Consider the following 516-nt stretch of genomic DNA (forward strand, 5'->3'; position numbering starts at 1 on the left):
GCCGGATCGTTGCAGTTTGGGCGCCAGGCCGCGCATCTTCCCTACGACGCCCTCAACGCCCTGCATTTTGAATTCACCCATCATTGAGCCCCGTTGAAACGAGAATGGTCAGGTACTCCCGGCCAGACACCTTATCCGGCAGCGGTGGCCCCTCGATGTTGTAGATCTGCCCGCGGTGGATGATGCGCATGGAGGGCAGCACGCCGTCCCGGTACCGGATCACGACCCGAGCCGTCGCTTCCGACTGCCCCGCCTGGGCGGCGATCAGATCGCGGGCGGAAAGTGGTTCGAACGAAGCCGGGCAGCCGGCCCAGGCGTTTACCCAGGCAGCGATCACCTCCCCTGTTTCTGGATCTTGGCTCTGCTCTCGGCGCTGGATGTCAACCCTATGCCGCAGCCGACCGGCCCGCATCACACACCCATCCGTACCCGGTAGGGCATGAGCAGTGCGCGTGAAGCCAGCGGCAATTCTGCGACCGAGCCATCGGTGATAACCTCTTCGCGGTTGGCGAACAG

The 516-nt window shown here is 64.0% G+C and carries 1 protein-coding gene; it reads right to left on the reverse strand.

From position 1 onward, the window contains the following. Positions 1-73: 73 nt before the first annotated feature. Positions 74-412 carry a phage head closure protein gene (locus HAQ05_RS28080; protein WP_190427691.1) on the reverse strand — a complete coding sequence of 113 codons (339 nt, stop codon included), beginning with the start codon at positions 410-412 and terminating at the stop codon, positions 74-76. Positions 413-516: the final 104 nt, after the last annotated feature.

Origin of the sequence: Pseudomonas typographi (assembly GCF_014694385.1) — a bacterium.
GTDB lineage: Bacteria > Pseudomonadota > Gammaproteobacteria > Pseudomonadales > Pseudomonadaceae > Aquipseudomonas > Aquipseudomonas typographi.